Genomic DNA, 11,518 nt, shown 5'->3' on the forward strand with positions numbered 1-11,518 from the left:
ACATGTACATCCCAAAATTCTATAAAAACGAAAACCAAGAAGACATTCAAAACTTCATTCATCAGAATGGCTTTGGCATTTTGGTTAATCAAACCAATGGAAAATTGTGGGCTACGCATATTCCGTTGCTATTGGAGGAAAAAGACGGAAAGCAAATTCTTGTTGGTCATGTCTCCAAACTCAATCCACAAGCGGAAAGTTTTCAAGACAACGATGAAGTTTTAGCCATTTTTTCGGGTGCGCATTCCTATATTTCTTCTTCTTGGTATGACCATGAAAATGTGCCAACTTGGAACTATCTTGCGGTGCATGTTTATGGAAAAGTGGCTATTTACCATCACGAACAAGCTGTAAATTCGTTAAAAAAATTGGTAGATAAATACGAAACAAAGTCTAAAAATCCAATTCGAATAGAAGATTTATCCTCAAAAACGATGCGCGAAGCCAGAGGCATTATTGCCTTTGAAATAGAAATCACTGCTATAGAAGCTCAGAAAAAATTGTCCCAAAACCGTGACGATAAAAATTACAAAAACATCATTTCAGAACTTGAGAAAACCAATGATACTCAAGCTATTGCTATCGCCAATGAAATGAAAAAGAACCGCTAGTAATTTGTTAAAATTACTTTGATTTTTAGCTATAAAACAACTACATTTGCTGACCTTTTTTAAAGACGAAAAAACGTTATGTTATCATCTATTTTCTTTTTATTCATTGCTGTTGTAGTTGTTCAATTCTTATATTACATAGTGATTTTTGGTAAATTTTCTTTTGCAAAACCACAAACCGCTACTCCAAAAAGAATTCCTATTTCAGTCATTGTATGTGCTAAAAACGAAGAGGAAAATGTGAAGAAATTCATTCCACTTTTGGCAGAACAAAACTACCACGAATTCGAAATTGTATTGATTGACGATGCTTCAAGCGACAATACTTTAGAAATTTTTGAAGAATTTGAAAAACAATATTCCAACATTAAACTAGTCAAAGTTGAAAATAATGAGGCATTCTGGGGCAATAAAAAATTTGCTTTGACACTGGGAATTAAAGCAGCAAAATACGAATATCTTCTCTTTACCGATGCGGATTGTTATCCAACTTCAAAAGATTGGATTATGAATATGAGTGCTCAGTTTACGGCACAAAAAACGATTGTTTTAGGTTATGGTAGTTACGAAAAAAAGGGGAATTCATTCTTGAATAAACTTATTCGTTTTGAAACCCTACTAACAGCTACACAATATTTTTCTTGGGCAAAAATTGGTAAACCATATATGGGAGTTGGTCGTAATCTTGCTTATAAAAGGGAAGAATTTTTCAAAGTTCGAGGTTTTATGGATCACATGAAAATTCGTTCTGGTGATGATGATTTGTTCATTAATCAAGCGGCGAATAAAGCAAACACTGCTATTTGTTATTTACCGGAAAGTTTCACTTATTCGAAGCCAAAAACTTCTTTCAAAGAATGGTTCACCCAAAAACGTCGTCACGTTGCTACTGCTAAACATTATAAAATTTTTGATCAAAATCAATTAGCAATATTCTATGTCTCGCAATTGTTATTTCTTTTATTATCGATACTATTGTTAGTTTTCCAATTTCAATGGATAGCGGTTATGAGTATCATTGGTTTTCGCTATATTTTCTCATGGATTAGTTTGGGTTTTGCAGCCGGAAAACTGAAAGAAAAAGACGTAATGTATTGGTTTCCAATCATAGAAATTATTGTAATTTTTACACAGTTAAACATTTTCATTACCAATACTTTCAATAAACCAGTACATTGGAAGTAATCGCCTACATAGAAAAAGCTAAAACTGGCGACCAAGTTGCCTTTACTTTCTTGCTCGACCATTATTGGAATGAAGTGTATGGTTTTATGCTCAAACGAACCGAAAACGAAACCGACTCGGAAGATATTACTATAGAAACTTTCTCTAAAGCTTTTGATAAAATAGCGACTTACAATCCCGAATTCCAATTCAATACGTGGCTAATTGCAATTGCCAAAAATGTGCATATAGACATGCTTCGCAAAAAGAAATCTACTGTTTTTGTGGAAATCACCGATGAAGAAGACCAGCAAGCTTATAATGTTGCCGATAGTTCACCATCGGCCGAAGATGAGTTAATAACTGAACAAAACTTATCGCGATTATTGCAATTCATCAAAGAGTTGAAACCTCATTATCAAGAAGTAATTCAATTGCGTTATTTCCAAGAAATGAGCTATCAAGAAATTGCGGAACAACTCAACGAACCACTGAGCAACGTTAAAATCAAATTACTTCGTGCCAAAAAACTATTGGCAGAAATCATCGAAAGCACTAAATAATTCTACTTTGTTTATCAAAATATACCTTAAAATTCTCAATGTTTTAAGGATAATCCTGTGTTAATTTTAAAATAATTAAAACTCTACATACTATTTGATAAATTCCTGCGTTATATAATTAAATATGCTAGCTTATGTAAAATAGATACTTAACTTTAAAACAATTAATCATGTCAAACGTTAGTATTTATGAAAAAAACTGGATTGATCTAGTTTTCGAAGGCAAAAACAAAGCTTATGGTGCGTATCAGTTACGCCAAGAGAATTCTCGAACTTCACTTTTTGCACTTTTTATTGGTGTATTATTTATCATTTCTGTTTCTGGCTTAGGAATGTTACTGTCATCTTTTAGTAATGAAAAAGTAAGCTGTCCAATTATTCCGATTGGACCAACCATTACACCTATCAAATTAACAGAAATTCCCGTGGTTAAACCAAAACAAGCACAACCACAACGTCAAAAAACAAATCCTGTTGAGCCAACAAAATCATCAAAAATGGTTGTTGCTCCTACGCTACAAGCTACAGTCGATGTTCCAACCAATACACAAAATACCAATGAACCAAAAGCAACGACAGGCACCATTGGCGGAACTGGAACCGAAGTAACTCCAACTGGTACAACTGTAGCTGCAAATCCTATTGACCCAAATCCAACACCTACTGTTTTATTAGATAAATTGCCTGCTTTTCCTGGTGGAATTACTAAATTTTATCAATATGTTGGTACTAATTTTGAAAGACCAACTATAGAAGATGCTGTAGTAGTTACAGTTTTAGTTTCGTTTGTCATTGAAATAGACGGAAGCATAACCGACATCAAAATACTACGAAATCCAGGTTATGGCATGGACAAAGAAGCTATTAGAGTTTTGAAATCCTTAAAAACCAAATGGTCACCAGGTATCTTGAATGGAGAAAAAGTGAGAACGCTTTATACACTTCCCATAAAAGTAAAATCAGAATAAGAACATAACACAGATTGCACAGATTTGTACAGGTTTTATGCTATATGCTAAAAAATAGGTCCTAAATTAATTCGTGTAAATCAGTGTAATCTGTGTTTAAAATTTCCTTTTTTTGTTCATTTCTATTTTAATAACTTTATGAATTATTAGGAAAACATAGTTTCAATTTCGATTTAATATTGGTATTATTGTAATCATTTTGCAATAATGAAGATTACCCTAATCACCTTTTTTTCATCCACACTAATCTATTTTTCTAGTCCAAAAAATAGAGAAAACTATTCCTTTCCTTCTGAAAACAAAAGGGAAGACAGTACTATAATTACATCTTCTTTTCCAGTAAAATTTGGTAAAGTATCGGATGAATACATTAACGAAAAAAGAGCTGTTATAGATTCTTTTTATAATAAATTCATTAATTCTCCCTACTACAGTGGTGGGTTTATTGTGGTTAAAAATGGTCGTGTGCTTTATGAAGATTATAAAGGATATGCTAATGTAAAAACTGGTAAAAAAATTGATGCCTCCACTCCTATTCACTTAGCTTCGGTGAGTAAAGTTTTGACGGCAACAGCCATTTTAAGATTAGTGCAACAAGACAATATCATGTTGGACCAAAAAGTAACCGATTGGCTTCCTAAATTTCCCTATAAGAGCACCACCATCAGAACATTGCTCAACCACAGAAGCGGATTGCAACATTATGCCAACTTTCCCGGATTGATGAAAAAAAGTTGGAATCGCAAAAAAGTGCTGACTAATCAGGATGTTTATAATTTATTGGTGCAGAAAAAATTTCGTTTGGTAACACCAAATGACTCCCGCTTTGATTATTGCAATACCAACTATGTTATTTTAGCGCTAATCATTGAAAAAGCGACTGGTTTAAATTATCGTGAAGCGATGCAAGAATTGATTTTCAAACCTTTGGGAATGAACAATACGTATGTTTTCAACTATCAAACGGATAGAGACATCGCTACAAAATCCTATAGAGGCAACACTATTTTTCCTTGGGATCAATTTGATAATTTGTATGGCGATAAAAATATTTATTCTACTCCAAGAGATTTGGTAAAATTTGATTTAGCAACTTATTCTCCAGATTTTATTAAACCCGAACTTTTGCAAGAAGCATACATTGGTTACAGTTCAAAAAATGTTAAAGTACCAATTAAGGATTATGGATTAGGCATGCGAATGCGCTTTTTGCCCCCAAACGGAGAAAAAATGATATATCATAATGGCTGGTGGCATGGCAACAATACGTCGTTTGTACCTGTCAAAAAAGATAGTGTAACTGTAATATGTTTAGGAAATAAATATTCCAACCGGCCTTATGCTACTTTAAGCATGGTGAGTAGTGTTTTTTATAAAAAGAAAACTGAAATCGAAAAGCCACTTCCTGCTGAAACGGAATGTGAGGAATAATTATGCTTTAACTAAATAAATTCCATCGTCTTTGATCTCGATGAGTTTGTCTTTGTAAAGAGAACCTATTGCTTTTTTGAACGTCTTTTTACTCATCTTCATTACCGTTTTAATATCTTCGGGATGGCTGTTATCGTTTAATCTTAGAAAACCTCTACTGGCTCTAAGTTCGTCCAGAATTTTCTCGGCATTGGGTTCAACATTTCGGTATCCAAATTTATGCAGCGTAACATCTATCTTATTATCAGGACGAATGGCTTTGATATACCCAGTCATTCTATCGCCAGTTCGGATGTCGTCATAGACTTGGTCTTTGTAAAGCAACCCTTTGTGAATGTCGTTGATGATCACATTAATTCCCACTTCGGTAATGTGTGAAATGATTAAATCGACTTCATCGCCAACAGCTACAGTAAGTTCATCATTTTTCAAAAACTGATTGGTTTTGCTGGAAGCCATCAATCTGTTTGTTTTTTTATCAATGAAAGCAAAAACCAAATAGCGTTTTCCTTTTTCCATTGGTCGCGCTTGTTCTTTGAACGGAACAAACAAATCTTTTTCTAAACCCCAATCTAAAAAAGCACCAAATTGATTAACATAATTCACTCGAAGCAAGCCGAATTCATCCATCAAAATATAAGGTTCTAAAGTGGTTGCCACCGGTCTTTCTTCATGGTCAAGATAAACAAATACGATTAGTTCATCGCCTATATTGTATTCCTTTGGAACATATTTCAAAGGAAGCAACACATCGTCTTTGCCATCGGTTAAAAAAAGTCCTACTTGGGTTTCGCGCGCTATAGTAAGTGTATTGTAATGTCCTAGTTCCATTTTGGTATGCCATTTTAAAGCGCAAAGATAGGTTAATTCTTTTTTGCCTCGAAACCTTTAGGTTCAGTAGAATTAATCCAAGAATAAATTAGAATTTAAAAATTAACCACATAGGAACATAGAAAAGCAGCGTTAGATAGACAAATTCTTGGTTCACATAGCTATGATTTACTGTCCTAAAGTAAAACGGCTTAATAAAATCTATGTCTCTATGTGGTTAAACTAGGTTATCATTTGGAAATTAAAAAATGTAGCTTAGTTTTGTGTAACAAAATCAATGCTTTTAACACTAACGAAGTCATGAGTGACAATCTAGAACAATCATTTGTAAAGCAGCTAAAGGAGAACCAAAACATTATCCACAAGATATGTAGGTTATACACCAATAGTCAAGATGCACACAACGATTTGTTTCAGGAAATTACCATTCAGCTATGGAAAGCGTTTCCAAAGTTTCGTGGGGATTCAAAATTCTCAACTTGGGCGTATCGTGTAGCACTGAACACTGCCATCACATTATACAGAAAAAGTACGCGAAGTGTTAGCACTGTAATCTATGAAGGACAATATCATTTTATAAGTCAAGAGGAATATAATTTTGAAGAAGAAGAACAAATAAAACTGATGTATAAAGCGGTGCAACAACTCAACGACATTGAAAAAGCGTTAGTGTTTTTGTATCTAGAAGATAAAGATTATGCTGAAATATCTGAAACATTGGGTATTAGCGAAGTGAATGCCCGTGTAAAAATGAACAGAATAAAAGGAAAATTAAAAAAAATATTAAATCCTTAAGTAAAATGGAAGAATTGGATTTATTAAAAAAAGCTTGGAAAAAGGATACCCATTCTTTGGAACAAGTTTCAGAAGTTGAGATATATAAAATGTTGCATAAAAAATCATCGTCTATTGTAAAATGGATATTGATTATTAGCATTATTGAAATTGTGTTATGGTCGGCTATCGGTGTTGTTTTTAATACCGATGATGCAATAAAGAGTATGCATGCAGAAGATGTTTTAATCTATCTGAAGGTTTTGACTTATGTAAATTATGTAGTGGTTATTGGGTTTATTTATTGTTTTTATAGAAACTATACTAAAATTTCTACCATTACCTCTACCAAACAATTGATGAATGACATTTTAAAAACTCGCAAAACGGTGCGCAACTATGTTTGGTATAATTTGAGTATGATATTTATTTGCACCATTTTAGGGTTTGTATTGGCTTTTATTTACAACCCTGATATGAGCGTCATCAAAGAAAAAATGGCTCATGACGAAAGCAATATGATTTTAATAAAAATGATACTCATTTTAACACTTACTTTAGTCGTCTTGATTGGGATATTCTGGCTATTCTATCGATTGTTGTATGGCATCTTGTTGAGAAAGTTAAAACGAAATTAGACCGAACTCAAAAAAATAGATTTATAAACAAAAAGCCCTGAGAAATAAACTGAACCCAAAAGTTTAGACATATTTATAATTAATTGTGATAATAATGAGCTCGATATTGCATCGGGCTCATTTTGTTAAAATTTGACTTAATTCAATCGATAGTATAATAATTTATATATTCTTTTATTTCCTTGTTTAAATGGTCTGATGAGGTGTATTCTTTAAGGTAATACAGTTCCGATTTTAATATTCCCCCACTGCCTAGCGAATCCTTTCGCACGGTAACTATAAATGAAATGAAGCAGTTTTTTAGTAGTACAACCGCCCAAAAAAGTCCATCAGAGGAGTAAATTAGCTTTCAGTTGCGGTTCCAAACCCCTCCGTTAAGGTTCTGGAATGATAATTTGGGGTTTGGAACCCTAAATTTGGGGTTCGGAACCGCAATTTTATGGTCTGGAACCCTAAACTTGGGCTTAAGAACCCCAAATTATTAGTCTAGGACGGCAAAAATGGAGTTCGCAACCCCAACGGAGGAGTTTGGAACCCCAATTTTGACGTCTGGAACCCCAAATTGGAAGAAAAGGTTGTGTAGTCCCGAAGTTTTGGGAGTTGGTAACTTTTTTTTTAAACCCGAAGAGAATTTTTTAAAAAAAGTTATCAATGTTCCGATTACAAATCCGTATTTTTGATTTAATTAATAACCTAATAATGGTCAACGTATTTTAGGACATGACAAAACTGCATGACATTTCAATAACTTAATGCAACAATTAACAAATAATCTTTGTTGAATGATCTAAAAAAGTTAAACCAAAAACAACTTGAATAAAATAATAACCTAATTTTGAGTAATTTATTATTAAATTTAAATACCATGAAAAAATCAATAGCAACTCTAGTAGTTTTATTATCATCTTTACTGTTTACAAATTGTAATTCTGAAAACGATTCCACATCAGCACAAATTCAACCAGAAAAATTTGTAAAAAAAATGTTGGTAACTGGTTACAATGATTATTCAGAACCAATTTTTGTCGGAACTTTTGAATTTTTTTATGATGAAAATAAACAGGTATCCCACATAACAAAAAATGTAACATCAACTACTGGAAATTTAATAGAGTCAAATACTTATAATTACTCGTATCTCAATGATAAAATAACTTCATATAGTATCACAAACGGAAATACAAATGAAGTAACATATGATGGTAACCAATTGCTAAACATTGGTTATGGTAATAATTTAGAATACTACACCAATGGAAATTTAAGAAAAGACCGTTTTGGAAATGAACTAGTATATCAAGACAATAATGTAACTGGATTTATTAGTAACCCTACTCTTTATAGTTACGATGATAAAAAAAATCCGTTTTTTAATCATAACCCATATTTCAAAATAATTTTTGACGATCAATTTGAAGCATATTATTATAGAGTAATAGCTATATCAGCTAATAATGTTCTTATTCAGAATTATGGTTCAAATTACTCGAATATTATACAATACGAAAATTTATTTCCCACAGAAATAAAAAGAATAAATGTAAATTCAAACTACATGGTCGAAAAAATTAATTTTGAATATGTTAGTTTATAGAAAAACTTCTGCTATCACCAGTAGCCATGTAAAGTAACGATAAGTTATTAACAACTTTACAAAGCAACCAAAACTAACCTTATGAAACCAATTATTGACCATATTCAAATCACAGTCAAAGATTTAAAAATTGCGGAACCTTTTTATGACAAATTAATGCCTATACTTGGTTTTGACATATCTCGGAAAATAAAAGGTAGAGTTGAAAAACATGAATTTGATGTTGTAGAATATCTTCATCCCTTGCTATTGTTTGGAATCAATTCTCCTAGAGAAGCGTTCAAAAATGAAGAAATACATAGAAGAAAACCGGGTTCGTTACATCACTTGGCTTTCAAAGCAGAATCTAGCAAAGAAGTTGATGCACTATTCATAAAGATAAAAGAGATTGGAGCAAATATTATTGAAGAACCTAAATTTTTTCCTCAACATGGAGATAACTACTATGCACTCTTTTTTAAAGACCTCGAAGGAATCAAATATGAAATTGTTTATGAAAATCGAGAATAGATATTCCTTTTTAAATTATTTTTGTATCTTTGTATGGAAACAAAATGAATTGAATGGATAAATTTAAAGTGCTATTTTTAACCGAAGCTAGAGAATTTCTACTTGAATTAGACGAAAAAAGTTGAGACAAGATAATTTTCAATATAGACAAATCAAAAATTAAAAATGATAATGAATTATTCAAAAAGCTCAAAGGTGAAATTTGGGAGTTTAGAACTTTATATAATAAAACTTACTTTAGAATTTTTGCATTTTGGGACAAAACAGAAAAAGTTGACTCTAGCGATAGCGAACAGGCGAAGCAAACTTTAGTTATAGCAACTCACGGAATAATAAAGAAAACAGAAAAAACTCCTGAAAAAGAAATAGAAAAAGCAGAAAACATAAGATTGAGATATTTTGAACTTAAAAATAAGAGAAATGAAAAATAAAGAAAAAGAATTAGAAATGTTCTCTTTTGACGAAATAAAAGATGAATTTATTGGAGAAGTTGGAACAGTAAAAAGAACGCTTTATGAACAAGAACTTCAAATGGAAATTCTTGGCGATTTAATAAAAAAAGTTCGCCTTGAAAGAAACATGACTCAAGAAGAACTTGGAAAATTAATCGGAGTTCAAAGAGCACAAATATCAAAACTTGAAAACAATACAACAAACGTTACAGTTGAAACAATTTTGAGGGTTTTTAGCGCATTAAAAGCTAAAGTGAATTTTAACGTGGAAATTTTAAATAGTAACGTAAAAATTGCCGGATAAAACTTCTGCCAACACCCGTTCCTATATAAAGCAACGATAAGTTATTAACAACTTTTAAGAGGGTTCTATTTCCCAAGACTAGCTCGAGAATCATGCTCGTGTCCACAAACAAAATCAAAAAGTTACACCCACAAAAAAATCCTCTTATTGAGGGATATCATTTTTATCTACTTTCCATTCGCGGAGTTTGTTCAGTCGTTCTTTTTCTTCTAGTTCCTCGGCAGGAATTACTTTCAGGAACGATGGATGTTGTTCTATAGCATATTCTACTTTTTCTACAATCTCTTCAATGGTTTCGTTGTCATAATCTATGACCAAAGGTTCTTTGATGATGAACGATTGGAGGATATTTTTCTTTTTGAGTCGCAGTCCTTTTTTATCAAACGAACGACGAAAACCATCTATTACAATAGGTACAACCACAGGTTTATACAGTTTGATAATATGCGCAGTGCCTTTTCTAACAGGTTTAAAAGATTTGGTGGTTCCTTGAGGAAAAGTTATTACCCAACCGTCTTCCAGGGCAATCCTAATATTCTCGGTATCGTTGGGATTTATTTCGCGTTTTTCGGTTACGTCTTTGCCACCAGCACGCCAAGTTCGCTCCACACTTATAGCACCAACATAGGACAAAATTCTAGGCAGCAAGCCCGCTTTCATTGTTTCGCTTGCGGCTACATAATAAATATTCATCTTGGGTTGCCACAAATACCCAATGTTTTTGATACTGTCATCTCTTCCCGAAAGACTGGCATTAAAAACATGAAACATCGCTACCACATCAGCAAAATAGGTTTGGTGATTGGAAATAAACAGTACGTTTTTATCGGGTAATGTATTTATGATTTCGGAACCTTCAATATGCAATTCGTTAAAACCTCGGTATCGTCGGTGAGTGATAATACCAAAAATTCGGATTAACCATTTTTTGATAAAAAGTATATGACCAAAAGGATTCCTTTTTAGTAAACCCATAATTTTATTTTTATTAATCCCGACGTTTCGGGATGCAAATTTACAAAAACTTAACTTTTACATAACTAATTTCAACGTTTCTTTCAATTCACTCATCATCATGGCTGTTGCGCCCCAAATAAAATGATTATTTACCTTAAATCCAGGAACATCAATACTGCCCGCATAGGATGTTTTCATGGCAGTGGTAACCAAATTTTTATCATCCATAAACTCCGCCAAAGGAAATTCAACAATTCCAGCCACTTCATCTTCCTGCAATATAAATTTTAATTCTCTTGAACTATACCCCAAAAATGGATAGACCATGAAATTACTTGGTGGGATATACACTTCCGTAAAAGGGCGAATTACAGTAATTATAGAGGGATGAATCCCAATTTCTTCATGGGTTTCTCTAATGGCAGTATGCTGCAAGTCAATATCATCTTCTTCTACCTTTCCTCCAGGGAAAGCAATTTGGGAAGAATGCACACCATTATAGGAAGTGCGTAGGATTAAAGCCAAATGAGTTTGTGAATTCTTGGGATAAAAAAGCATCATAACGGCTGCTTTTTTGGGAGTGATTTTTGTAAAATCGGTATTCTTCAATAGCTCCTCTCGGTTAGGCGGAACCATTTTTGCATGCGCGTTCGTTGCTGGAAGGTCAACATTTAGTATTTTTGGCGTATATTTTAAAAAGCAATCAAAATGCATATATTAG

At 32.8% G+C, this 11,518-nt stretch carries 14 protein-coding genes and 1 pseudogene; 11 read left to right on the forward strand and 4 right to left on the reverse strand.

Annotation, left to right across the window (positions count from 1 at the left end; all coding sequences use genetic code 11):
- Window positions 1–2 precede the first annotated feature (2 nt).
- The 5 genes from ACK5ON_RS05385 to ACK5ON_RS05405 all read left to right on the forward strand — a co-directional run bounded on the left by ACK5ON_RS05385 (window position 3) and on the right by ACK5ON_RS05405 (window position 4,737).
- Window positions 3–611 (forward strand): FMN-binding negative transcriptional regulator, encoded by a 609-nt coding sequence (locus ACK5ON_RS05385; RefSeq protein WP_409820604.1) that lies wholly within the window; start codon window positions 3–5, stop codon window positions 609–611.
- 78 nt (window positions 612–689) lie between these two features.
- Window positions 690–1,796 (forward strand): glycosyltransferase, encoded by a 1,107-nt coding sequence (locus ACK5ON_RS05390; protein ID WP_409820606.1) that lies wholly within the window; start codon window positions 690–692, stop codon window positions 1,794–1,796.
- Window positions 1,787–2,338, forward strand: a complete 552-nt coding sequence (locus ACK5ON_RS05395; protein WP_396173999.1) for an RNA polymerase sigma factor — start codon at window positions 1,787–1,789, stop codon at window positions 2,336–2,338. Before ACK5ON_RS05390 ends, ACK5ON_RS05395 begins: the two co-directional genes overlap by 10 nt.
- 170 nt (window positions 2,339–2,508) lie before the next feature.
- Window positions 2,509–3,306, forward strand: coding sequence for an energy transducer TonB (locus tag ACK5ON_RS05400; protein ID WP_409820608.1), 798 nt, complete (start codon window positions 2,509–2,511; stop codon window positions 3,304–3,306).
- 207 nt (window positions 3,307–3,513) lie between these two features.
- Window positions 3,514–4,737 carry a serine hydrolase domain-containing protein gene (locus tag ACK5ON_RS05405; protein ID WP_396173995.1) on the forward strand — a complete coding sequence of 408 codons (1,224 nt, stop codon included), beginning with the start codon at window positions 3,514–3,516 and terminating at the stop codon, window positions 4,735–4,737.
- On the opposite strand, the gene ACK5ON_RS05410 is transcribed toward ACK5ON_RS05405, so the two are convergent.
- Window positions 4,738–5,568 (reverse strand): S1 RNA-binding domain-containing protein, encoded by an 831-nt coding sequence (locus tag ACK5ON_RS05410; RefSeq protein WP_409820611.1) that lies wholly within the window; start codon window positions 5,566–5,568, stop codon window positions 4,738–4,740.
- Window positions 5,569–5,868: 300 nt separating this feature from the next.
- Here ACK5ON_RS05410 and ACK5ON_RS05415 point away from each other — a divergent pair, with 300 nt between their 5' ends.
- Both ACK5ON_RS05415 and ACK5ON_RS05420 read left to right on the forward strand, forming a co-directional pair.
- Window positions 5,869–6,363 (forward strand): RNA polymerase sigma factor, encoded by a 495-nt coding sequence (locus ACK5ON_RS05415; protein ID WP_396173991.1) that lies wholly within the window; start codon window positions 5,869–5,871, stop codon window positions 6,361–6,363.
- A gap of 232 nt (window positions 6,364–6,595) precedes the next feature.
- Window positions 6,596–6,658: pseudogene (locus ACK5ON_RS05420) on the forward strand (hypothetical protein); the annotation flags it as partial.
- A 464-nt stretch (window positions 6,659–7,122) separates the two neighbouring features.
- On the opposite strand, the gene ACK5ON_RS05425 reads toward ACK5ON_RS05420, so the two are convergent.
- Window positions 7,123–7,251 carry an IS3 family transposase gene (locus tag ACK5ON_RS05425; protein WP_409820614.1) on the reverse strand — a complete coding sequence of 43 codons (129 nt, stop codon included), beginning with the start codon at window positions 7,249–7,251 and terminating at the stop codon, window positions 7,123–7,125.
- 594 nt (window positions 7,252–7,845) lie between these two features.
- Between ACK5ON_RS05425 and ACK5ON_RS05430 the strand changes: the two genes are divergently transcribed.
- From ACK5ON_RS05430 to ACK5ON_RS05445, 4 genes are all read left to right on the forward strand, one after another.
- On the forward strand, window positions 7,846–8,574 hold the full coding sequence (locus tag ACK5ON_RS05430) for a hypothetical protein (protein WP_409820616.1): 729 nt from the start codon (window positions 7,846–7,848) through the stop codon (window positions 8,572–8,574).
- Between the two features lie 81 nt (window positions 8,575–8,655).
- Entirely contained in the window at window positions 8,656–9,084 is a 429-nt protein-coding gene (locus ACK5ON_RS05435) for a VOC family protein (RefSeq protein ID WP_409820618.1), read from the forward strand.
- A 158-nt stretch (window positions 9,085–9,242) separates the two neighbouring features.
- Window positions 9,243–9,515, forward strand: a complete 273-nt coding sequence (locus tag ACK5ON_RS05440; RefSeq protein ID WP_409820630.1) for a type II toxin-antitoxin system RelE/ParE family toxin — start codon at window positions 9,243–9,245, stop codon at window positions 9,513–9,515.
- Window positions 9,505–9,840, forward strand: coding sequence for a helix-turn-helix domain-containing protein (locus tag ACK5ON_RS05445; protein WP_409820621.1), 336 nt, complete (start codon window positions 9,505–9,507; stop codon window positions 9,838–9,840). Before ACK5ON_RS05440 ends, ACK5ON_RS05445 begins: the two co-directional genes overlap by 11 nt.
- 144 nt (window positions 9,841–9,984) lie before the next feature.
- Here the strand turns inward: ACK5ON_RS05445 and ACK5ON_RS05450 are convergent, their stop codons facing one another.
- Both ACK5ON_RS05450 and ACK5ON_RS05455 read right to left on the reverse strand, forming a co-directional pair.
- The gene (locus ACK5ON_RS05450) at window positions 9,985–10,815 is read right to left on the reverse strand and encodes a lysophospholipid acyltransferase family protein (RefSeq protein ID WP_409820623.1); all 831 of its coding nucleotides are present in this window, start codon (window positions 10,813–10,815) and stop codon (window positions 9,985–9,987) included.
- 57 nt (window positions 10,816–10,872) lie between these two features.
- Window positions 10,873–11,511 (reverse strand): NUDIX hydrolase, encoded by a 639-nt coding sequence (locus ACK5ON_RS05455; RefSeq protein WP_409820626.1) that lies wholly within the window; start codon window positions 11,509–11,511, stop codon window positions 10,873–10,875.
- Between the last annotated feature and the right edge of the window lie 7 nt (window positions 11,512–11,518).

The organism is Flavobacterium sp. (assembly GCF_046317795.1).
Lineage (GTDB): Bacteria > Bacteroidota > Bacteroidia > Flavobacteriales > Flavobacteriaceae > Flavobacterium.

Bases quoted from the DNA above. Each gene is read 5' to 3' on its own strand.
- ACK5ON_RS05410 (WP_409820611.1), bottom strand. From the start codon at position 5,568: ATGGAACTAGGACATTACAATACACTTACTATAGCGCGCGAAACCCAA.
- ACK5ON_RS05405 (WP_396173995.1), top strand. From the start codon at position 3,514: ATGAAGATTACCCTAATCACCTTTTTTTCATCCACACTAATCTATTTT.
- ACK5ON_RS05435 (WP_409820618.1), top strand. From the start codon at position 8,656: ATGAAACCAATTATTGACCATATTCAAATCACAGTCAAAGATTTAAAA.
- ACK5ON_RS05455 (WP_409820626.1), bottom strand. From the start codon at position 11,511: ATGCATTTTGATTGCTTTTTAAAATATACGCCAAAAATACTAAATGTT.
- ACK5ON_RS05390 (WP_409820606.1), top strand. From the start codon at position 690: ATGTTATCATCTATTTTCTTTTTATTCATTGCTGTTGTAGTTGTTCAA.
- ACK5ON_RS05430 (WP_409820616.1), top strand. From the start codon at position 7,846: ATGAAAAAATCAATAGCAACTCTAGTAGTTTTATTATCATCTTTACTG.
- ACK5ON_RS05415 (WP_396173991.1), top strand. From the start codon at position 5,869: ATGAGTGACAATCTAGAACAATCATTTGTAAAGCAGCTAAAGGAGAAC.
- ACK5ON_RS05450 (WP_409820623.1), bottom strand. From the start codon at position 10,815: ATGGGTTTACTAAAAAGGAATCCTTTTGGTCATATACTTTTTATCAAA.
- ACK5ON_RS05400 (WP_409820608.1), top strand. From the start codon at position 2,509: ATGTCAAACGTTAGTATTTATGAAAAAAACTGGATTGATCTAGTTTTC.
- ACK5ON_RS05385 (WP_409820604.1), top strand. From the start codon at position 3: ATGTACATCCCAAAATTCTATAAAAACGAAAACCAAGAAGACATTCAA.
- ACK5ON_RS05445 (WP_409820621.1), top strand. From the start codon at position 9,505: ATGAAAAATAAAGAAAAAGAATTAGAAATGTTCTCTTTTGACGAAATA.